Raw genomic sequence first — 21,571 nt, 5'->3', positions numbered from 1 at the left:
GGGGGTTGACGGATCATTGCGATTCGATAGGGCAAAAATCATGTTTTGGGGGGCATGTCGCGCATGGCCACAAGAAGCTGCTCGCGCAGGTCGTCCTGCATGGTGTCGAGAGCGTCTTCATCGATTAGTTCTTCAAAGCTTTGGCTGCCTGAGATCTCGGTGCTCTGACGAATAATGCTTTCATCCGGCAGTATTGCATCGATGGGTGAGCCCATGATGCAAAAGGGGAGGTCACCAAACCCCTCAAGACGTTGAAAGCTGATGGGAAAACGCAGATCCCGCAGCAGTCTCCCCAGCCCTTCTGCCTTGCTGAAGCAATGAAACAGCATCAGATAGTGCACCAGAAAGCGTTGCAGCTCGGCGCTGCTGCGATTGGGGTCACCGATCACCTCCCGAAAGCGACTCGGTTCAAAGGAGGCATAGCCCACCACCCAGCGTACCGGGCTGCTAACACTGATCCTTTCGTCAGACGTAAGGGCAAGATCGTATTCCAGTGCAAAAAGCGCCGGTGTCGAGCTGGTCACGTTCAGCGGGATATCCAGCTCATTCATCAGATTGAAGGGCTGTGCACCGGCATGCTTGTCAAACAGGGTTCGAAACGCCTTGAAATGGTGCTGGCTTTCCCGCCCGCTGCCTCGTGGTGCGCCCTGTAGATATTCCCCGAACAAGGGTTGCGGCCTGACCAATGGTGCCAGTGTGGACAGGTGATCACTGGCCTTCGTCCGGAGCAGATCCGAAATCACACGGGTGCGTTTTCTCGCCTGAATGAACGTTTCAACATCGAAGGACTGAGTCATCGCGTTTTCCTGACCATGGTTGCAGATGCCTTGCCTATGGGCCGCGTCATGCGAGGGCTGACAGGCGCTACCTTGCATCAGCTTTTATTAAAATAACTAATCGATGTACCACTGCATTAAAGCTTCTGTTATTTTCCGGGCTAATTTTGACATGCCTTTAAGCTGATATTCCATTGTCATTCGCTTTTTGACCGTTGGCATTCAGTACCCAAAGGCTTCAGGAAGACGGCATGGCAGCTATGGAAAGGTCAGGTGTCATGGGCTTTAGCAGGGCCGGCTCGCCCTCATCGTTGGTGACGCCCCGGCCTTCATTGTCAGCGGGTTGAAGGGTGCCATCTGCGCGAATCAGCATAAGACGGGGGGCGCCAATCTCTGGCGCAAGTCGGTAGCGCTGGTTCTCTTCATCAAAGAGATCATGCTCGAGGCGCCACCGTCCCCAGATGGTATTGACGCGCTGGCCACCCGGGGCATCGATCCTGACCTCGTGCAGGTAAAAATTGTCAGGGGCACCAGTGACGGGATCACGACGGATGACAAGGTCGGTGACGACGCCGTGACAATCCGGGCAGGGCAGTGTCCCTTCAAAACGCTCCGCGACCTTGATGGCATGAACCTGGCTGGAAGGTGTTGAAGCGCAGCCGGTTACCCATAGAAGGACTGTCATCATGGTCGATATCAGAATTAGTGCTTTCATGGGTCCCCTGTGTATTCAAAAGTATCTTTTGGTAATATTAAGTTAATATCGTGGCGGATTATAGCGATTTAATCTGATAAAGTACGTCATGATATTTTACCGAGGTTATGGCAGCCATGTCTTTTCCTCGATCAAGGACCCATTTAACCCGGGGCGTTAGTGATGTCAGCAATGCGTTCGGTATTAATACTTTTTATGACTTTTTTGATCGCGGGCTGTGGTGTTGCTGATCGGGTCAGTAATCGAATGAGTGATTCCTGGGCAGGTGACCTGCTCGGAAATCAGGAGCGCGTGAGAGTGGTCATCGATAGTGACACCTCGCTGAATCCGGATGCTCAGGGTGAGCCACTGTCGGTTGTGGTGCGCCTTTATCAGCTTGAGGCGCTGCCGCCCTTTGCAACGGCTGCTCCCGACCAGCTCTGGCGTGACGCTGACGATGCGCTGGGCAGCGCACTGATTTCTCAGCGCGAGCTCACACTACTGCCCAATGATGAAAAAATTGATGTGGCGGCTCTGGATCAAAAAACCCGCTACGTGGGCATTGCAGCCTTCTTTCGGCATACGGAACAGAACGTATGGCATGTGGCGCTGGACGCCGATGAGCTGCGTCGAGATGGTCTTTTAAGCGCATCCGATGGCATTCGGATACGGCTTGTCAACGATCGGATTGAGCTCGAAAGGGGGGATGATCTGATCAACCGTCAGGGGCAGGGCAGCAGTGTTCATTGACAGGACATCGGGTAGTGGCATTGGTGCCCCGCATCAGTGTGCTGACAGCATAACGGCAAACGCGGCGGCGTTCGGGATGGGTTCAAGTGAGCAAGCGTAATCGCATCATGTGGTCAGAAGGCATGTTCCTTCTTCCCCAGCATTTTCAGTATCAGGACGAATTTCATCAGCGCCAGCAGGCCGCGGCGCGACAGTCCCAGACGCCGTTTCACTGGGGGGTACAGCAGCTTGCCATCGATGAGGGGGCGCTGGAGCAGGGCACTCTTCGACTGACTCGCCTCAAGCTGGTTTTCCCTGACGGCACGCTGGTGGATGCACCCCAGCATGACCCGCTGCCTCTCGGGCGTGATCTCAATGAACTGTCGCGTAACGCTGAAGTGCGGATTTATGCGGCACTCAGGGTGGTAGAGCCCTGGGCGCCCAGCTATCTGAATGAAAATGGACCGCGCAGTGGTCATCGTCGTTTTATTCAGCGCTTTGACTCGATGGTCGATCTGAATGAAGGGTCGCTCGAAAATGAGCTGGGGACACTGGAGCTCAATGTCACTCTCCTGATGGAAGGTGACAGCCTGGATGGTTATACCAGTTGTCCGATTGCCCTGTTAAAACGCAATGCCGCCGGGGGGTTCAGCCTTGAAACGCGCGAATTCATGCCGCCTTCACTGCATCTTTTCTCTTCGTCATTGCCCCTGGACATTGGTAATCGGCTGATCGGCATGCTTCAGGCGCGCAGCGAAGCCCTGTCAGGACGTCGGCGCGAACGCGCCGACCAGGTGGCCGAGTTCGGTTCCAGTGACGTCACGCTTTTCTGGCTGCTCTACACCATTAATCGAGCCTACCCCCAGCTGTCGCATCTCGTGACCCATACGGGGGTTCATCCTGAAAGGCTCTATCACTTTCTGGCAGAACTTGCCGCGAGTCTAATGACCTTTTCGATGTCGCATGCGCTGGCCGATATTCCTGAATACGACCATCACGATCCGGCGCCTTCGCTGCTGCGACTCGAGCAGGTCGTTCGGGAGCTGCTCGACGTTGTCGTGCCCAACCAGTACATCCCCATTCCGCTTGAGCAGACCCGCCCCTCCTACTATGTCGGGCGGCTCAACGATGCTCGCCTCAAGGATGCTGATTTCTATATCAGCGTGCATGCCGACATGCCCGGCGCGCGCATTCTTGAACTGGTGCCTCGGGCCTTCAAGGTTGGCTCCCCGGAGGACATCGAAGTCGTGGTCAACACGGCAATGCCCGGCGGCACGCTGACCCATGCATCTCGTCTGCCCAGTGCCATCCCGGCCAGGCTGGACAACCATTATTTTGCCCTTGAACCCCGGGGCAACGTTTATGAACGCATGATGCAGGCCCAGGCGATTGCCTTCTATGTGCCCAGCGGGTTCACCAACCTCAGCATTGAACTCATGGCGGTAATGAAATGAACGAAGCCCTTGCCCGGCCGGTCGATGAGGCCGCTCCCCGAACCCTGAAATATCTCTCCCGCGATTTCATCTCCATGGTGCTGATGGTCCGGCGCGGCCAGCAGGCTGAAAGCGTCGAACGATTTCTGGAGAGCGTTGACCGGTGGCTCAAGGATTTTGAAGAGCGTGCCCGCGGTGAAAACTACAGTGCCGACGCTGTACAGGATGCCCAGTATGCGCTGTGTGCCTTTCTGGACGAGAGCGTGCTCAAGGGGGGCGTGGGCAATATTCGTGAACATGTCGAGCTGCATCCGTTCCAGTACCGCTACTTTGGCGTGCATCTCGCCGGTGAAGGGTTCTATGACCGTCTGGATACGCTTCGCTCGGACGTACGAGGCAATCTGGATGTGCTGGAGGTTTATCACCTTTGCCTGGCGCTGGGCTTTGAGGGCAAATACAGCCTGGAGAATCGGGAACAGCTTCGCTACATCGCCAACACGCTGGGTCAGGATATCGCGCGTTATCGCCATCATGACGCCGGCATCAGTGAAAGCTGGAAACTGCCTGACCAGGTCGGGCAGCTGCTGCGCTATGAAATTCCGTTCTGGGTGTATCTTCTGGCCATTGTCGTGTTCTGCCTGGCCGTTTATGGCGGCCTTCACTGGTGGTTGGGCAGTGCGACCGATGCTCTGATCGAGCAGATTCAGCAACTGTTTAATACCCCCGGTCAAGAGTGAGTCAGACATGATGCGTTTTCTACGATTTCTGCGCTCGCTCAAGGGATTCTGGTCGCTTGCCATCGTGCTGTGGCTGGCAGGCCTTGCCATGTGTGTTTTGCTGCTGCCGCTGATTACCCGGGAGCGCGAACAGATTTTCATCGCCATGGCACTGGTGACGGCCGTGTGGCTGCTGGCCGTGGTGCTTCGCCAGTACCATCGCATCCGCACCGAGCGCAATATTGAAAACCTGGTCGAGCTGGAGGTTCATCGCGAAGCCGCCGAAAGTGAGCCGGGCGACTATCAGGTCCTGAGTGAGCGACTCAAGCATGCCCTCGCCATGCAGCGTGCTTCGCGCTCGGTTGAAGGCGGGCGAGCATCGCTGTATGAATTGCCCTGGTATCTGGTCGTGGGCATGTCTTCGGCAGGCAAGACCTCGCTGCTGACCCGCTCTTCGCTGTCGGCCACCATGGCTGGCGGTAGCCAGCTGTCGGCGGTCAGCGGCACTCAGCACTGTGACTGGTACTTCAGTCGCGAGGCGGTGATGATCGACACCGCCGGTCGATATCTCACCGATGATCGTCCTGCCAGTGAATTTGCCGACTTTCTGAAAACCCTTCGCAAACAGCGCAGCCGCCCGGCCATCAATGGTCTGGTGCTGGTGGTAAGCCTGCCCGATCTACTGAACGATTCTCGACAGCAGGCTCATGCGCTCGCCGAGCAGTTGGTCAATCGGGTCGGCGAATATCGTGACTGCCTGGGGGTCAATCCGCCCGTCTATCTCTTTTTGAGCAAGACGGATCTGCTGCCCGGCTTTACGCGCACCTTTGAATCACTTGATGCGACCGAACGCCAGCGCCCCTGGGGCATTACCTTTTCTCTTGAAGAGCTGCGCCAGCAGGGCGTCATTGCCGCCTTTCAGCAGCGCTTTCCGCATCTGGTTGACCAGCTTCGTACCACGGTGGATCGACGCGTGCTGGAAGAGGGCGTCGAGGCAGACAGCGAGCTATTGCGCTTTTCCGATTACTTTGCCGAGCTTTCGGGCGTGCTCAGTGATTTTCTCGAGCAGTTTGACAGCCAGTTTCATGGCGCGCGCGCGCCTGTTTTACGTGGCCTTTATTTTACCAGCGCCCTGCAAAGCGGCCCGACGCTACCAGCCCTGCTGGATGAAAAGACACGTCATGACTTTGCCCTTGAGCAAGGCTCCGAGGTGGCCGGCACTCGTGCGTCGCAGGGCGAGAAAAGCTATTTCATTACCGATACCTTCCGTGAAGTCATTTTTGCCGATCGCAATCTTAGCCTCTACTACTCAAGACAGGGAAGTCGTCGCGCGCTCCCGCCATTTCTGATCGGTACGGCAGGGCTGCTGGGCGTGGCCGCTATCGCAGCTCAGGGCTGGTCTGCCTGGCACAATCATCAATGGGTCGATGAAATCAGCCACACGCTGGCGCGCCAGGGCGCTGATCCCGTCATGAGCATGGATCAGAGGCAGCGATTGACCCTGCTTGAAGATATCCAGCGTCAGCTGACGGCCATTGAGCAGTATCGCCAGCAGGGGGTGCCGCTGCGACTGGACATGGGGCTCTATCAGGGAGAAGCCATGCGCGATGCCCTGATGCAGGCCTGGGGGGCGCTGTTGCGGGCTGAGGCGCTGGTGCCGCTGCAGATTCAACTGGCTCGTCAGTTGCGCGAACTTGGTGCGCTGGCCGGCGATCATGAGGGTCTGGATACGCGTGATGACGCGGCCGCCACGGCGACCTCGAACGACAAGGCTGCCCCGCAGGAAAAAGGTGGTGAACAGCATAATGATCGGACGCAGGCACTGGGCGCGCGCGGTCAGGCCATTGGTAACAAGGCCGTAGCACGGATGAAGGAGCGCTCTTCAGAGCGCCCGACGCTGGGCAGTGCACCGACCAGCCTTTCCGAGGTGGGCAGTCGGGTCCGCAGTGAAGCCCGCTCGCGTACCACTGACAGTGCTCGTGATGCCTGGTATTCGGCGCGCAGCGATATTCACACCGACGTGGAAGAGGGCATGCGTCATGGGGGAGATGCTCTTGCAGGGACCAATGACAGTGAGGCGGATTCATCCGTTTTAACCCAGGAGGGCGCGCGTGGGCCATCGCTTTCCGAAGAGATGCTGACCCGGCTGGATCAGGCGGATATCGAACGATTGATTGAAGGCTACTCCTCTTTGCAGCTCTATCTGATCCTGACCGATCCGAAGGCTCATGAAGATCAGGCCGACTTTGTGGCCACGGCGCTGCCGCGTCTGCTTACCGATATGGCGCATCACCAGGACATTGCACTCTCTCGGGAAAGCATCGTGGATAATGCGGCGCTGTATGTGCATTTCCTGCAACGAGGCGAGGCGCCGGCCCTTGAGCGCAGTGACCTGCTGGTGGCCGATACACGCAGCAACCTCAACGCCTTTTTGATCGACAGTAGCCTGGTGGATCGCGAGTACCTGCGTTATCAGCTTGAAGTCGATAAACGCTTCGATCCACTGACACTGTCTCGAATGGCGCCCGACATGCCCGGCCGGCTTTTGTATGCCAGTCGCGCCGTGCCGGCCTTTTATACCCGTGAGGTCTGGGAGCAGTATCTGCGCCCTGAAATTATCAAAACGGTTTCCGGAGATCTGGCGCGCGAATCCGACTGGGTGCTCGATGATGAAAATACTGACGATGCCGTCCAGTCAAAGGCGCGTTTTGTCAGTCAGCTGATGGCCCGCTACAAGCGCGATTATGCCAGAGCCTGGGAGCGCTTTCTGGCCAGCACCCACGTCTCGCAATTCGACACGCTCGATCAGGCCAGCACCCGACTGGCCCAGTACAGTGATCTTCAGGCATCGCCGCTGCGCCAGGTTCTGGCTGCCGTGGACGACAACACCCGCTGGGATTCACCGCGCGCCCGCGACGAGCAAAGTGATCAGAGTGGCCGTGAGCAGGACCAAAGCTTCTGGACCCGCGTGACCCGTGTCTTTGGCGAGGGCAACGCCGAGGGGGCGCCGGTTGATCTGGCTTCGCTGCCCCGCATCAACGACGGCATGCTGGCCCGCCATTTCCGTCCGGTTTCACGATTGCTGGCGGCCGATGAAGCCACTGGCAGTGATGACTCCGTGGTCAATCAGTACCTGCTTGATCTGCGTCAGCTCAAGAGTCGCATCGATAATATCCGTGGTGCTCAGGATACCGGGCGCAGCAGCAAGGCACTGATCATGGAAACCCTTGCAGGGGAATCTTCCGAAATCAACACGCTGCGCAACTTTATTGCAGCACGGGTGGATACCTCGCGAACGCCGCTGGTCGCATCACTTCAACCCCTGTTTCGTACGCCTGTAGACAATACCTGGAAGGCGCTCAATGCCCCGGCGCGCGCTCAGCTCAATGGTGCCTGGAACGATCAGGTCCATACGCCCTGGCAGCAGATGGTCGCCGGTCGCTATCCGGTCGCTGATGCTGTCAATGAGGCGTCGGTGCGCGATCTTTCGCACTTCACCGACCCCGACGACGGTGTGCTGTCGAAATTCCGCCGTGACGAGATTGGCGATCTGGCCGGGTCCGGTAGCGGTCAGCGCTCCGACATGGTGGATCCTCGCATGCTCAGCAGCATCGACAACGCCACGGCCCTGGGACGGGTCATCGATAGCCTTTCCGACCTGCAAAATGGCTTTGAGCTACAGATGAACCCGACAGCCGGTCTGACCGAAATCGTGCTGACCATCGACGGACAGACGATTCGCTATCGCAATAACAGCCAGCACTGGGAGCGACTGGTCTGGCCCGGTGATGGCAAATCCTTTGGTGCCCGCATGGACATCATCAATCGCAATGGTGAGCGTCATACGGTCTTTGATTATCCGGGACGCTGGGGCTTTTTGCGCATGATCGACAGCGCCCATATCACGTCGCTTGATCGGGCACGCCAGCGCTTTGGCTGGCAGACCTGGATGGGCGCGGTCAGCTTCGACGTGCGCAACTTCGGCGGGGTCAAGGTCTCGGATCTCAAGCGTATCAAGGCACTCAGCATTCCCGGCATGAGTCAGTGAACAGAGACGGAGCAACATGATTGGCTGCTTTGGCAAGATTCCCGGCAGAGCTGATTTTGTAGGGGTGAACGCGTCCGGAGAGGCCATTAGAGAGCTCGATCAGTGGCTTCAGCGCGCATTGCTGCGCTTTGTGGATCACGCGGACTGGCAGCAGCGCTTTGATGCGCTGCCGATCTGTTATTTCAGCTATCACGCGCGCACCGGGAGCGATGTGATGGGGGCGATGATCAGCTCGCTGGATGCTTCTCAAAGGCGCTACCCCTTTTTTATCTATCAGATGCTCAAGGGAGAGCGTGCCCGTGCCTTGCCCTGTCAGCATACCCTGGCCGAAATCTTTGCCGGGCAGGCCAGACAGCTTTTGACGGATGCCGTCCATGGGGAGGTGCTGGTCGACCCGACCCTTGCACTGCCAGAGCTGCGCAGCTGGAACGATCAGGATCTGGCGCTCTATCAGCGCGTCCATGAGCGTTTTCTGGATCATTACAGCCTCGCCGACGTCACGGCGGCAATGATGTGGAATTGGCCCGAATTCGTACCGGCGGCGTGTCTGCATCGTCTCTACTACGTCATGCAGTGCTGGCAGGCCGGAAGCACGATAGCGGTGTTGCTGCCCTTGCCTGCAGAGCGAGGGCTCAAACGGCCGGTGGCCGATCTCTGGCAGCAGTGGGTGGGTCGTGCCTGCCCGAGCGGCCGGCCGGCAATGAGCCTGCTGATTGATGATTTCATGCTGCCGCGTCTTTTGTTGATGCCGTCCTGGTCAAGCGCCGAGCAGTTTTATGAAGTGCTGTCGGATCCGAGCGACCATCGCCACTGTATCGACGTGATGGCGTCGTTCCACCCTGACGAAGTGCATCCCGGGACACTGGCATTACCCGATATGCACCTGAGCCTGGCACAGGCCATGGCACGTTTTCCAAGTCACGCCTGACGGCGGTGAGCATTAAGCGGATAACAGCGATGAAACGTTTCAAACCGGCCTATCTGAAATACGCTTTTTTCAAATATCAGCCCTATATCCTGGGTGTGTTGTTTTTTGTCGCCATTTTTCTGGTCTGGCGCATGGGCGTGGCGCTGGGACTGGCTTCGCTGACCAGTCTGCTCATCGGCATCCTCGTATTTTTGCTGGCATCGGCGCTTTATGTCCTGCTGCTCTATCGCGGCGTGGGCCAAAAGCGCAATCTCGAAAGATTGTTGATGGATGACGCCGATGCTGCCGTGCTGGAGGCCAGCCCACAGGATCGTGAAGAGATCAGCCTGTTGCGCGAACGCCTGCTTAAATCGATCGAACGGCTAAAAGGCACCGGCAAGGGACGTGGCAAGCGTTCAAGTGATGCGCTGTATGCACTGCCCTGGTACATGGTCGTGGGGCAGCCGGCAGCGGGCAAAAGCACCATGGTCTACCAGTCCGGGCTCAATTTTCCCTTTGCCGAGCGAGAAAATGCCCGCGTGGCCGGTATGGGGGGGACGCGCCACTGTGACTGGTTTTTCAGCGCGGATGCCATTTTGCTGGATACTGCCGGGCGCTACATGGACAGTGAGGAGGAGGCCGGTAAATGGAAGGCCTTCATGGGCATGCTGCGCGAACAGCGAAAACGCTGCCCACTCAATGGATTGATCGTGGCGGTCAATATCAGCGATGTCATCCGCGCCGACGAGCGTCAGCGCAGCGTTCTGGCACGACGACTTCGAGAGCGTATTCAGGAAGCCCGCGAGCAGTTGCAGTCACGGGTGCCCCTCTATCTGGTCTTTACCAAATGCGATCTGATCGAGGGGTTTGCCCCCTTTTTCGAGCGGCTTGATCCGGCTCGGCGCAGTGAGGTGCTGGGCCATACCTTTCCGCATCAGCAGCCACCCAATGTCAATTGGGGCGAGCAGTTCGACCAGGCGCTTGGCGATCTCTGCCGTCACTGGCAGCAGGTCGGGGATGACGAAATCATTCAGCGCGATATTACCGATACGCGACGTGAAGTGGCGGCCTTTCAGTTTCCGCTGGAATTTGAGGCCTTGCGCGGCCCCCTGAGTGAATTCGTGACAGCGTTGACCAACGCCAATCCCTATCAGAGCGCGCCGCTGCTGCGAGGCTTCTATTTCGTTAGTGCCCTGCAGGAAGGAGAAGCGATCGAAGGCGAGCACGCCCATCGCGTCAGCCGCCACTTTGCCCTGAATCGAGCACCGGTCACCGCGGCCGAGCGCGCGCATCGGCCGTATTTCATCGCCAACCTGTTTCGCGATGTCATTATTGCCGATCAGCACCTGGCTGGTCGCCATGTCCACAATACCCACGGCCGGCGCCAGCGTCTGGGCGGGCTGATGGCACTCGCCCTTTTGGGGCTTCTGGTCAGCGGGCTGTGGGTACACTCGGCACTGCGCAATCACAATGAGATCGATACGCTGTCGCAGTCCCTGGTCAAGGCCAGCGACATGGATGACCGCCAGCCAGAGCAGTACGCCCGCTGGCAAAGCCTTGATGTGCTGCGTGACTGGAGTCAGCACTACTACGACCGTCGCCATGAAGGCGTGCCGCTGGCGATGCGCTGGGGGCTTTATCAGGGCGGGGAGATCGAACCGGCCCTTCGTCAGACCTATTTTCAGACGTTGAAGCCCATCATGCTCGAACCGGTCGAGCAAAACCTGACCCGTTCGCTTTATACGCTGACCACCATTGACGTCTACCGTCGCAGCAGCGACGAGCTGCACAAGGTGGATGGACCGGAAACCGTGGCGCCGTTTGCTCGCCCTGACAATAACAGTGCCCAGTCACTGGCGAAGTTTGGGCGAGCCACGCTGGATACCTATCTCATGCTCTCGGAAACCGATCGTGGCGACATTGATCCGGCGCTTTTGCGCGCTCAGTTGCCGGCATTCTGGTATCCCGATATTGCCCGTAATGCCAAAAGCGACACCCGGGCCGGTGAGGACTATCGCGAAGCCGGTCGCCAGATTGATTTCTACACCCAACAGCTGCCCGAAGCGGACGTGCCCCGCATTTCTTCCAATGCGTTTTTGATCTCCAGCAGCCGGAATTACATCGACAGTCTGCTGGAACAGACGCTGTCTACTGCTGAAACCATTGTGCTGGAGTCGGACACCCTGTTCGCCTTCGGGCGTGGTGACTATGCCGGATTGCAGCAGGCCGGTCAGCAGGAGCTCGATGCGCTTGCCCAGAGGCTGCTCAATACCCGGGATCTGGGCGAGATCAGGATTACCGGTCACGCCGACCCCATCGGTAATGCCAAAACCAACCGGCAGCTTTCCCTGCAGCGTGCTCGTACGGTTCGTCAGTATCTGGTGGGCAAGGGTGTCCCGGCAGAGCTTGTCGAAGCCATTGGCGCTGGCAGTGATCGCCCGCTGGTGAGCTGTGACAGGGAGCAGTCACGTGCCGAGTTGATCGACTGTATGGCCCCCAATCGACGCGTTGAAATCGAAGTGCGCAAACAGTCCTGACGATGAAAAAAAATTGTGCAGGTCTGAAACGATCAAGAATTTTGCTTCAAAATTGGTATGTTCGCGTTCACTACACAAGGCATCAAAGATATAATTTGAGTTAACCGATGCAAAGCAAGCCATTGGTTGGCCATGGGCAGGCGGCCCTGGTGCTGGAGCAGTTCATTCGGCCGGGTAACGGGGTGCGCAGCACCTCACTGCCGCACATACGGCAGGGAGAGAGGAAGGCGCCGACATGGCTCGGATGCGCTTTTTCAAAGACTGAAAACACAGGAGAACTGGATAACATGGCATTTGATACGTATCTCAAGATCGATGGCATCCCTGGTGAAAGCCTGGATGACAAGCACAAGGACTGGATCGAGCTGCTGAGCTTTGATTTTGGTGCCAGTCAGTCCACATCGGCGACGGCAAGCTCTGCCGGCGGTGCCTCTGCAGAGCGCGTGAACCTGAGCGAATTCCGCGTTCAGAAGTTCATCGACAAGGCATCCGCCAAGCTGTTTGAAGCCTGCTGCAAGGGCCAGCACATCAAGGAAATCACTATGCACGTTAACCGTGCCGGTGGTGACAAGGTGCGCTACATGGAAGTGAAAATGGAAGAGGTCATTGTCTCCTCGACCAACATGGAAGGTACTTCCGTATCGACCGGCTTCGAGCAGGATCAGAGCGAAGACCGTCACGATCTGCCGCATGAAACCATCAAGTTCAACTATGCGCGCATCAAGATCACCTATACCCAGCAGAAGCGCTCCGATGGTCAGGGCGGCGGCAATGTTGCTGGCGGCTGGGATCGTACTCGCAACAAGGTCTACTCCTGAGGTCGAGCGTTGCTCATTGAGAGCAACAGGGTAGCCCTCGGCACGAGGGCCGCCTGATCGATCCTTTTGCGCCCGCCAGCTGGCATCCATGATGCTTCTGGTGGGCGTATTACGTTTTATCAGCCTGTATACTTGATTGTTTTAATACAGCGCGATCTGAAAGATGATGGCGTCAGGTGCAAGGGATCGGGAGAGAGGCAATGAATGAACTGGGTGAGCTTTCCGTCGAGACGCTGCTGGCGCCCATCGAGGGTGGCAGTGGTGAAGACCTCACCTTTTCCCTGTTGTTTGACGACATCAAGGAAGCACGTCGTGCTGACCCTGATTATCTGCCTCAGGGAGAATGGCAAACCGAACTCAAGCAGGCCGATTGGGGGCTGGTCATTCGCCTTGCAGCGCAGGCCCTGGCCGAGCAAAGCAAGGATATCCAGCTGACGGGCTGGCTGTGTGAGGGGCTTGCCCACCGTGAAGGATTTGCCGGTATTCGGTTTGGTCTGCACCTGACGGCCCGGCTGGTCGACGAGTACTGGGAAAGCCTCTATCCGGAGCTTGATGAAGATGATCTTGAAGAACGCTCCGCTCGACTGAGCTGGCTGAGTGACACCCTGACCGGCGTTGTACGTACGCTACCGCTGGTGGCAGGTGAGGGCTACGGGCTTGCCGATTACGAGGAGTCTCGTCAGGTCGAAAATCAGGCACGCAATGATCCCAACGCCATGGACACGGCGCTTGGCGAAGGCAAGATCAACGACGAGATTTTTCAGCGCTCCGTAGTGCTCAGCAGTACCGAATTCCTGAAAGGCCGCCACGCCAATATTGTTGAGGCGCTGGCCGGCCTGCATCAGCTGGACAGTATCTGTGACCGGCGGTTCGGGCGTGATGCTCCCAGCCATGGCGCACTGCAGAAGGTCATGGATCAATGCCGCGACCTCACCGAACGATTGCTGCGCGATCGCGGTGCCAGCATCTCAAGCGAAAGCGATGAGGCGCCGTTCGAGGCGCCAATGGCCATGTCGGACGCGCAAGCGGCCTCCCCGGAATCCGACGTGTCGCCAGCGTCTGTGAGCGCGGCGACGGCCGGCGCCCTTCGCAAACACCCGCAAAGCCGCGATGAAGCCTTTGAAATGCTCAACGGCGTGGCCCGCTACTTCAAGGAGCGCGAACCCCACAGCCCCGTGCCCTATCTGGTCGAGCGCGCCATCAAGTGGGGGCGTATGCCGCTTGAGGAGTGGCTCAAGGATGTCATCAAGGATGACGGTGTCATCGACAACATCCGCGATACCCTGGGCACCCAGCAACGGGATGATGACTGACCATGTCTCGCGCCTCCATCTTTGATCTGCTCCATCAGCGCCAGCAGGATGCCGCCCCCGTTGTCGAGAAGACCGCTGCGCGCAGCGACTACCTGATCGATCGTCTACTCCTTGTCGATGGCGTGGCGCTGACACCGGCCGGCTTCGTGGCACGCGGGGTGCTGCCCGAGGCCGTGCCACCGGTGCTTTCCGAATCCCTTTATGGTCCCGATGGCTATCGTCTGCTGGTGCATCCCATTACGGATGTCATGCCGCTGGAAGACAACCGCTTGAAGCGGCTGGAGCACAAGGCACATCGGCTGAATGCGCTGGTTCAGACCCTGATGGTCGAGGCACTGATCATGCTGGAAGCCCTGCCGGAGGCGGCGGGTTTCGACTTGGTGCTGACGCTGCCGCTCAGGTCGCCACAGGTCGGCGAGATCGTGCTGGCTCAGGCCCGCGAGGCCATCATGGAGACCCAGTATGGTGATCGCCTGGAAAGCGCTCGGCTGGTGCCCTGTCAGGGGGAGCTGCATGATCAAATGGCAGTATCGGAGGCGGGCGGCGCCGCCCGGGTGCTCTGGCTGAGTGCCGATTCCCTGCTCAACGACGATGATGTGGGGCGCCTCAACGCTCGTGGCGTATTGGGCCGCTCGTCAAAAGGACCGGGCCTGCACCCCGGCGAGGCGGTGAGTGCACTGCTGCTTCAGCGTGTGCTACCGGAAGACGCCTCCTTTGACCGGGGCTGGCTGATCGGGGCGGCCACGACCCGCGCCCACGCAAGGCGATCCGATCAGCGTGACTATCCCCGTCGCGAGAAGCTCCTCGCCCTGCTGGGTGAGGCCTGGCCCGACACGGCCGACGATCCCGAGCCTACAGAGGAGAGCATGTCGCTTCCGAACGCACCGGCGCGGCTGGTGGTGGACAGCCTGACGCTGCCCGGGCGTGCAGTGGAAGCCGGCGGCGCCCTGATGGCGCGTTGGGAAATGCTGGATTTGATCGATGATGGTATTGGGGTGGATGTGCACGGCGGCTGGCCCGGAGAGGCCATGAGCGCGCTGCAGCTGGTGCTGGCCATGGCGCCCCTTGAAGAAGGTGACAGTGCCTTGGTGCTGGAGATTGCCGCGGAAACACAAAGCCGGGCGCTGGTGCTGCGGGCCTGCGCCGGCCCGACAGCACTGGCGAATCAATTATGACCGTGATCGCCATTATGCGAGGAGATCAGCGTGGCGCCACAGGCCGTCTTGTGGCCATGCATGGCTACCGGCTTGCCGTTGACGGTCATGGTCGGGTGGCCTTCGACAATGGCATTGGTGCTGTGGCCGGTCTTCGGGCAGGTCACCTTGTCACCGACACAGGCGACCGGTTTGCCGTTCACCAGATAGTTGCTTTGCGCGGTGATTACCTTGCCGCCATGGCTGGTGGCGTCACCCAGTACAACGATGCCTTTCATGTGGTCGCAGTTCCCCGAAAAGAGTGAAGGAAAACGCCCCGAACCAGGTGCGTGAAGGAAGATTAATTTAGCCACTGCCAGAGGTGTGGCACAAGCGGTCAGTGCCAGGGAGAGAGAGATGGCGGGAACTTCATTGCTGGAGCGCATTCAGGACGCGTTCGATATCACGCTGTCGCAGTCGCAGCGCCTGCTGCGTCTGGAGCTGGCCGGCGCAGCGCTATTGCCGCACCGGCTGGTGGGCGAGGAGCGCATCAGCGCGCCGTTTCGCTATCGTCTCGATTGCATGGCCCAGCAGGGCGATATCGAACTCAAGTCGCTGATGGCCCAGCCCGCACAGCTGAGCTTTTGGCAGGCCGACGGCAGCACTCGCACCCGCCACGCGCTGGTCGAGGAGGCCGCGTTGCTGGGCGAGGACGGCGGCGTCTACTATTACCAGCTCACTCTGGTGCCGTGGCTTGCGATGCTGAAGCTCGGCCGCGACAGCCGCCTCTTTCAGGACCGCAGCGCGGTCGACATCCTCACCGAAGTGTTCGACGGCCACGCCATCGCCCGCGGCGGCTACCGCTTTGACCTGCGCCGCGCGTATCCGCCGCGCAGTTACTGCGTCCAGTACCGCGAGAGCGACTTCAATTTCATCAGCCGGCTGTGTGAGGAAGAAGGGCTTTTCTACTATTTCGAGCATGCCGGCGACGGCGTCAGCGACCCTGACGGCAGTGAGCGGGGCGGTGACAATGGCGCCGCCTTCGACGGCCACCGGCTGGTCATCACCGACGATGTCGACACCTGCCCGCCGGTCAGTCCGCAGGCGATCCGCTTTCACCGCCAGGCCGCCACCGAGACCGAAGATGCCCTGAATCAGTGGGGCGGCGTGCGCCGCGCCCAGCCCACCCGCGTCAGCGTCGGCACCTTCGACTACAAGCAGCCGGCGCTCACCAAGCGTACCGGGCTGGACACTCTTGATGATCAGGGCAACCTGCCGGCCACCGAAGTCTATGACTACGCCGGCGAGTACTATTACCACGGCCATGATCGCGGCGAACGCCTGACCGAGAACCGCCTTGAGGCCCTCGAGTCGCTGGCCAAACGCTTTCACGGCGCCGGCGGTGCCCGTCAGCTGCAGGCCGGTCACTGGTTCGAGCTTACCCAGCACCCGCTACACGACACCGGCGGCGAGGCCGAACGTCAGTTCCTGCTGCTCGGCATGACCACTCATGCCGAAAACGCCCTGCCGGTCTCGGCCCATCTCAAACGCCTGCCCGGCAGCCTGCAGGCCGAGATGGACGCTGCCCGCCGCGCGCATGGGCTTGATGAGAATCAGGACGACAACCCTGAGGCGCTGGACAGCTATCGCAGCGCCGGAACCGGTCACTTCCTGGTTGATATCGAGGCCCAGCGCCGCAGCCAGCCGTATCGCACCGCGCTGACCCATCGCCGCCCGGTGATCGGCGGTCCACAGACCGCCACCGTGGTGGGTCCGGAAGGCGAGGAGATCCACACCGATCACCTCAACCGGGTGCGCGTTCAGTTTCACTGGGACCGTACGGGTCAGCGCAACGAACAGTCCGGCGTGTGGCTGCGGGTCGCCCAGCCCAGCGCCGGCGGCGGCTGGGGTGGGGTGTTTGTGCCCCGGGTCGGTCAGGAAGTGCTGGTTGATTTCCTCGAAGGTGACGCCGACCGGCCCCTGATCACCGGTCGCATCTACAACGGTGAACAGACCCCCGACTGGCACAGCAACGGCCTGCTGTCCGGCATCAAGAGCAAGACGTATCGCGGCAGCAAATACAACGAGCTGGTGTTTGATGACGCCACCGATCAGGAGCGGGTGCGGCTCAACTCCGAGCACTCCAAAAGTCAGCTCAACCTCGGCTACCTGATCCACCAGAACGGCAACCACCGCGGTGCCTTCCGCGGCACCGGCTTTGAGCTGCGCACCGACGCCTATGGTGCCATCCGTGCCAACGAGGGGCTGTATCTTTCCAGCTGGGGTCAGCTCGGCGCCAGCGGTGATCAGCTCGATCTGCGACCGGCCTTTCAGCAGCTCCATACCGCCCACGAGATGGCCGAGTCCCTGAGTCAGAGCGCCGCCGGCCACAACGCCGAGCCGCTGGCGAGCAATACATCGCTTAAAAAGGCCGGAGACGACACGCAGGCCCCCTACGGCAACAGTGAAATGGCCGAAGGCGATCAGAGCAGTGCGCGCGGCGCCGTCGACAGCGGCGGGCGCGGCCAGAGCCCCGGTTTGAAAGCCCCCTGGCTGCACGCCGCCGCCCCGGCCGGCATGACGCTCAGCACGCCGGAATCGACCCACCTTGTTCAGGGGCGCTCGCTCGGAGTGGCCAGCGGCGAGGATGTGACGCTCGCCACCGGGCGCAACCTGATTGCCTCGGTCTCCGAAAAGCTCTCATTGTTTGTGCAAAAGGCCGGCATCAAGCTCTTTGCCGCTCGCGGCAAAATCGACGTTCAGGCCCAGTCCGACAACCTGGAAGCCACCGCCCGACGCGATCTCAACGTCACCTCCCGCGATCAGAAAATCGATTTCGCTGCCGCCGAAGAGATTCTGCTGGTCAGCGGCGGGGCGTATGTGCGCCTCAAGGGCGGCAATATCGAGATTCACGCGCCGGGCAGGGTGGACATCAAGGGCGCGAGCAAGAGTTTTACGGGGGGGGCGAGCATGAGCTATGCGTTCGATGATCTTCCTCGTGAGCCGCTTTGCTATTCATGCCTGTTGGAAGCGGCTGAGAAGGGGGCGACGTTTTTGCGTCGATAATCGCTCATGAAAGAAGAAATACTGGCTCTGGCGGATGAACGGTTACAGGGCTTGTTCAGGCAGGCTGATTCAGAAGATCTTGTGGGTTATCTGCTGGTTGATCTGTCGATTGATCGATGGACACAGGGCTCCATTCTGCCGATTCACCGTCGCGGTGCCTCACGTAGTCTGTTTCAGGGCAAACCGGAGGAAGGTTTTTCTGCTATCGCACCGCACCTCATGGCGCTCGACATGCTGACGGATGAGGAATGGCAAAAAATAATGACTCAGGATATCGAGCTGGCTGCCTTCAGCTGGTTATGGATTGATGAAACGGCACGCGATGACCTCTTCAGCCATCTGCAAAAACAGCTCGATATGCGCTTGTCTGACGGTGGTGTGGCCCTTCTGCGCTACTACGATCCGCGGGTCTTTACGAAACTAATGCGGTTGCTGGACGAGGGCCAGCGACAAACGTTATTCGGTCCCATTCGTTACTGGAGTGTCTGCATCATGAACGAGCGGCAAGTGTTTCAACCCACTGATGCAATGCAGGAAGCGATATAGTGATTGAACTGACACCGGATCAGGAACGCCAGCTGCGCCTACCCGAGCGGCAATCAATGATCGACGAGACGATAATATTTCTGCAGTCTCATCTGCCCACGCTCTATCAACAGCGAACGCCAAAGGCTCATGCAGAGCTGCTGGGTCATGCTTATGATCGCGCCACCGGCTTTGGCATGACGCGCCGGAATCTGATTCACAAGTACATGCTTTACGGGCTGAGCGCTCCTGCCCTGATCGAGGGTGAAGCGGTCACCCACTACTTTCAACAGGGTCAGCAATCGCCGGATCTACTGGCACAGGACCTGCTGGCACTGATTGAGATGCCCTCGGCCAATACCATAACAAGAGGAAACATCTAATGGTATTGCCCCTTATTGCGTTTGGTGGCTACGAAGCCCTGGTGTTGCTGGGCATCGTTGGTACCGGTACAGCCGCCGCTGCTGTCGAATCGCAGACCGGTGCTGTCTCGAAAGCGGGAAGCGCCATGGCAGAGGCCGGCAGGGAAGTCCTGACCACCGCAGTGGACTACAACCTCGCCATTACGCGCGAGGCGCTCACCGCAGTCGGTGTGCTGGACGCAGCGGAGAGCGACAGTAGCAGCGATACTCGCTCGCGGCCGGTCGCGGGTGACGCCACCGATACCGACACCAACGAGGATTGCAACGACTGCGAGCCCAGAAAGCGTGGTAACAAGTTCATTGCGGGTCGACGTTTCGAAACTGGCGATGGTCGGTGGCCCGAATATCAGCTGAAAATCGCCAACATGGGCGGTGGGCCACATTTTGCAACAGTAGGTCCGAACAGAATCGAGGAGTGGAAATTCGGAGTTGATTTCGATGGCTTCTGGTCAGCCAGTTGTACTTTAATCGAGGCGAAATATGGTTATCGGCGATTTCTGGAGCAGGATCTGGATGGGGAGTGGGGACCAAGATTAATCGTCAACAGCCGTGGCAAGCGGCTGGATTTCATGTCGAAGACAATCAATGGGTTTCCTGTTCAGGCACGTCAGCAGTACTACACCATTGAAGGCAATATGCCACCAGCTCAGCTGCTCTGGTACTTTTCAGATGAAGTAGTTCGAAATTATGTTGATGAGCAGTTCAATGACAGCTTGTTACCTGTTCCATGTATCTACGAACCCTTTTGAACTCATTGGCATAAGGAACTTTTTATGAGTTATGCCGGAGCGGTATTGCGCTTTGTGATTCCTCCTGTCAAGGAGCCCATGGCGGCTGAAATCGTCTATGATCAGTGGATTGCCATGCTTGATGCGATAAGTCAGGAAGATCCTGTGCTGAGCCAGTGGCGTTATGCCGACGATGATCGTGGTGTACTAATAGATGTTCATGATCGTGCGAGAGTCATTCAGCTGGGTATTAACGAAGTTCGTGAGTTCAACCACAATTACAATGGTTCAGGCCTCATTTCGTTTACCTCCTACGGAAATTTCAGCATGGAGGAAAAGAAATACCATTACACCGAAAATGGCTTTTCTTGGGGGGGGCAGCTGCCAGGAGTTTTTTCGCTACGAAATACTCGGCTCAAACAAACCGCTTGGCCAGATTACTGGCAGGTCTTTGCCAACTGTCTTCGACATTTGTCTGGCGCTATGCCTCCCCGGTGGGCCGATATTGCTCCTCGACGGTACCGTCCACATGCTGCGTTTCCTCATCGCGTGTGGGTCGGCTGGATGGCACTGGTGCCGGAGGTCGATTTGAGCGACGAGATGCCTTTCGTCGCACTGGCCGAATACCTGCCCGGCATCGGGACGCTGATAGTCACTACCAAAGAGCCGTTCGACCCCGACAATGACGAGCATATCAAGCTGGCTCGGGCGACCGAGGTGTTTCTGGCGGATCGGGGGCTACTGCCGGAACGAGGGCTTTGAACGATCGGCCGTAATAAGCTTCAACTTATTCGGTGCTGACGGCCGATGTCTTTACATGCCCTGCGGTACGCTTTGGGCATACTGTTACTACTCCTGTTTTCTACTGCACAGGCAGCGTAAGCGCCAGTCACGCCTAGTGCCAACCCAGCCAGCCGACTCGACGCAATTGACCGGGCTATTGGAAAAGGTTCGATTGCCGGGTCCCGGGTGCGCGTTCAGTTTCACTGGGACCGTACGGGTCAGCGCAACGAACAGTCCGGCGTGTGGCTGCGGGTCGCCCAGCCCAGCGCCGGCGGCGGCTGGGGTGGGGTGTTTGTGCCCCGGGTCGGTCAGGAAGTGCTGGTTGATTTCCTCGAAGGTGACGCCGACCGGCCCCTGATCACCGGTCGCATCTACAACGGTGAACAGACCCCCGACTGGCACAGCAACGGCCTGCTGTCCGGCATCAAGAGCAAGACGTATCGCGGCAGCAAATACAACGAGCAGGTGTTTGATGACGCCACCGATCAGGAGCGGGTGCGGCTCAACTCCGAGCACTCCAAAAGTCAGCTCAACCTCGGCTACCTGATCCACCAGAACGGCAACCACCGCGGTGCCTTCCGCGGCACCGGCTTTGAGCTGCGCACCGACGCCTATGGTGCCATCCGTGCCAACGAGGGGCTGTATCTTTCCAGCTGGGGTCAGCTCGGCGCCAGCGGTGATCAGCTCGATCTGCGACCGGCCTTTCAGCAGCTCCATACCGCCCACGAGATGGCCGAGTCCCTGAGTCAGAGCGCCGCCGGCCACAACGCCGAGCCGCTGGCGAGCAATACATCGCTTAAAAAGGCCGGAGACGACACGCAGGCCCCCTACGGCAACAGTGAAATGGCCGGAGGCGATCAGAGCAGTGCGCGCGGCGCCGTCGACAGCGGCGGCCGCGGCCAGAGCCCCGGCCTCAAGGCCCCCCTGGCTGCACGCCGCCGCT

Annotated in this window: 17 protein-coding genes and 1 pseudogene; 15 read left to right on the top strand and 3 right to left on the bottom strand. The window is 59.0% G+C overall.

Features of this window, described 5'->3' with window-relative positions; translation table 11 throughout:
* Positions 1–38: 38 nt before the first annotated feature.
* Together KSP9073_RS07805 and KSP9073_RS07800 are read right to left on the bottom strand one after the other, a co-directional pair.
* The gene (locus KSP9073_RS07805) at positions 39–797 is read right to left on the bottom strand and encodes a hypothetical protein (protein WP_108842415.1); all 759 of its coding nucleotides are present in this window, start codon (positions 795–797) and stop codon (positions 39–41) included.
* Positions 798–1,014: 217 nt separating this feature from the next.
* Positions 1,015–1,491 carry a copper resistance protein NlpE N-terminal domain-containing protein gene (locus tag KSP9073_RS07800; protein ID WP_108842414.1) on the bottom strand — a complete coding sequence of 159 codons (477 nt, stop codon included), beginning with the start codon at positions 1,489–1,491 and terminating at the stop codon, positions 1,015–1,017.
* A gap of 162 nt (positions 1,492–1,653) precedes the next feature.
* On the opposite strand from KSP9073_RS07800, the gene tssJ reads away from it, so the two are divergent.
* From tssJ to KSP9073_RS07755, 9 genes are all read left to right on the top strand, one after another.
* Complete coding sequence (gene tssJ, locus KSP9073_RS07795; RefSeq protein WP_243409165.1) at positions 1,654–2,220, top strand: type VI secretion system lipoprotein TssJ; 567 nt, start codon at positions 1,654–1,656, stop codon at positions 2,218–2,220.
* Between the two features lie 86 nt (positions 2,221–2,306).
* A complete protein-coding gene (gene tssK, locus KSP9073_RS07790) occupies positions 2,307–3,653 on the top strand; it encodes a type VI secretion system baseplate subunit TssK (RefSeq protein ID WP_108842412.1) in 1,347 nt (448 codons plus the stop codon).
* Positions 3,650–4,369 carry a type IVB secretion system protein IcmH/DotU gene (icmH, locus tag KSP9073_RS07785; protein ID WP_108842411.1) on the top strand — a complete coding sequence of 240 codons (720 nt, stop codon included), beginning with the start codon at positions 3,650–3,652 and terminating at the stop codon, positions 4,367–4,369. Before tssK ends, icmH begins: the two co-directional genes overlap by 4 nt.
* A 7-nt stretch (positions 4,370–4,376) precedes the next feature.
* On the top strand, positions 4,377–8,396 hold the full coding sequence (locus tag KSP9073_RS07780; RefSeq protein ID WP_243409164.1) for a type VI secretion protein IcmF/TssM N-terminal domain-containing protein: 4,020 nt from the start codon (positions 4,377–4,379) through the stop codon (positions 8,394–8,396).
* A 16-nt stretch (positions 8,397–8,412) separates the two neighbouring features.
* Positions 8,413–9,324, top strand: coding sequence for a type VI secretion system-associated protein TagF (tagF, locus tag KSP9073_RS07775; protein ID WP_108842410.1), 912 nt, complete (start codon positions 8,413–8,415; stop codon positions 9,322–9,324).
* Between the two features lie 29 nt (positions 9,325–9,353).
* On the top strand, positions 9,354–11,840 hold the full coding sequence (gene tssM, locus KSP9073_RS07770; RefSeq protein ID WP_108842409.1) for a type VI secretion system membrane subunit TssM: 2,487 nt from the start codon (positions 9,354–9,356) through the stop codon (positions 11,838–11,840).
* Positions 11,841–12,127: 287 nt separating this feature from the next.
* Positions 12,128–12,658: an Hcp family type VI secretion system effector gene (locus KSP9073_RS07765; RefSeq protein ID WP_108842408.1), complete on the top strand. Its 531-nt coding sequence runs from the start codon at positions 12,128–12,130 to the stop codon at positions 12,656–12,658.
* Positions 12,659–12,858: 200 nt separating this feature from the next.
* On the top strand, positions 12,859–13,971 hold the full coding sequence (tssA, locus tag KSP9073_RS07760) for a type VI secretion system protein TssA (protein ID WP_108842407.1): 1,113 nt from the start codon (positions 12,859–12,861) through the stop codon (positions 13,969–13,971).
* Positions 13,972–13,973: 2 nt separating this feature from the next.
* Positions 13,974–15,146: a hypothetical protein gene (locus KSP9073_RS07755; RefSeq protein ID WP_108842406.1), complete on the top strand. Its 1,173-nt coding sequence runs from the start codon at positions 13,974–13,976 to the stop codon at positions 15,144–15,146.
* Here KSP9073_RS07755 and KSP9073_RS07750 read toward each other — a convergent pair.
* Complete coding sequence (locus KSP9073_RS07750) at positions 15,137–15,403, bottom strand: PAAR domain-containing protein (protein WP_108842405.1); 267 nt, start codon at positions 15,401–15,403, stop codon at positions 15,137–15,139. The genes KSP9073_RS07755 and KSP9073_RS07750 overlap by 10 nt on opposite strands.
* Positions 15,404–15,521: 118 nt before the next feature.
* Here KSP9073_RS07750 and KSP9073_RS07745 point away from each other — a divergent pair, with 118 nt between their 5' ends.
* The 6 genes and pseudogenes from KSP9073_RS07745 to KSP9073_RS17805 form a co-directional block, all read left to right on the top strand.
* The gene (locus KSP9073_RS07745; protein WP_108842404.1) at positions 15,522–18,170 is read left to right on the top strand and encodes a type VI secretion system Vgr family protein; all 2,649 of its coding nucleotides are present in this window, start codon (positions 15,522–15,524) and stop codon (positions 18,168–18,170) included.
* A gap of 6 nt (positions 18,171–18,176) precedes the next feature.
* A complete protein-coding gene (locus KSP9073_RS07740) occupies positions 18,177–18,716 on the top strand; it encodes a DUF4123 domain-containing protein (RefSeq protein ID WP_108842403.1) in 540 nt (179 codons plus the stop codon).
* Positions 18,716–19,078, top strand: coding sequence for a hypothetical protein (locus KSP9073_RS07735; protein ID WP_108842402.1), 363 nt, complete (start codon positions 18,716–18,718; stop codon positions 19,076–19,078). The genes KSP9073_RS07740 and KSP9073_RS07735 overlap by 1 nt, the downstream gene beginning before the upstream one ends.
* Complete coding sequence (locus KSP9073_RS07730) at positions 19,078–19,866, top strand: Tox-REase-5 domain-containing protein (protein WP_108842401.1); 789 nt, start codon at positions 19,078–19,080, stop codon at positions 19,864–19,866. The genes KSP9073_RS07735 and KSP9073_RS07730 overlap by 1 nt, the downstream gene beginning before the upstream one ends.
* Positions 19,867–19,890: 24 nt before the next feature.
* On the top strand, positions 19,891–20,607 hold the full coding sequence (locus tag KSP9073_RS07725) for an Imm52 family immunity protein (RefSeq protein ID WP_108842400.1): 717 nt from the start codon (positions 19,891–19,893) through the stop codon (positions 20,605–20,607).
* A 207-nt stretch (positions 20,608–20,814) separates the two neighbouring features.
* Positions 20,815–21,324 (top strand): annotated as a pseudogene (locus KSP9073_RS17805) (type VI secretion system Vgr family protein); the annotation flags it as partial.
* Positions 21,325–21,571 lie beyond the last annotated feature (247 nt).

Origin of the sequence: Kushneria phyllosphaerae, from assembly GCF_900312995.1 — a bacterium.
Lineage (GTDB): Bacteria > Pseudomonadota > Gammaproteobacteria > Pseudomonadales > Halomonadaceae > Kushneria > Kushneria phyllosphaerae.
The sequence above is the reverse complement of the archived record's forward strand: the minus strand, read 5'-3'. Positions and strand labels throughout refer to the sequence as shown.